The sequence below is a fragment of the Streptomyces sp. NPDC059668 genome (assembly GCF_042734135.1).
In the GTDB taxonomy this organism is placed as follows: domain Bacteria; phylum Actinomycetota; class Actinomycetes; order Streptomycetales; family Streptomycetaceae; genus Streptomyces.
Map to the genome: position 1 here is coordinate 172,564 of NZ_JBHWEL010000012.1, position 445 is coordinate 173,008.

The 445-nt window shown below is 74.2% G+C and carries 1 pseudogene; it reads left to right on the forward strand.

From position 1 onward, the window contains the following. Positions 1-298: pseudogene (locus ACFV2J_RS12620) on the forward strand (hypothetical protein); the annotation flags it as partial. Between the last annotated feature and the right edge of the window lie 147 nt (positions 299-445).

Genomic DNA, 445 nt, shown 5'->3' on the forward strand with positions numbered 1-445 from the left:
TCCACCCCCCGCTCGACCCCCCCGCCCACCTCCACAACCCCCCCCCCGGCTCTGCCGGGAGGGGGACTGGGAGCGGGCCCGGGCCGAGCAGGAGCGGTTGTGCGCGTTGTTCGGGATGGTCGGGGTCGGTGACACCGGGCGGATGGGGAGCGGGTCGGCCGCGCTCGGGGCGTTCAAGGCCGCGCTGTATCTGCGGGGGGTGATCTCGTGTCCGGTGACGGCGGAGCCGCAGGTGCCGTTGTCGGAGGGGGAGGTGGAGCGGGTGGGCAAGTATTTGGCGACGGCGGGCCTTCTGTAGGGGTTCTTCCGCCCCCGCCGCCCCTACCCGACCCATCCTGAACCTGGGGGCTCCGCCCCAGACCCCGCCAGGGGGCTGCCGCCCCCTGGACCCCCGCTTCGCCCGAAGGGCTCGTCCTCAAACGCCGGACGGGCTGACATACCCAGC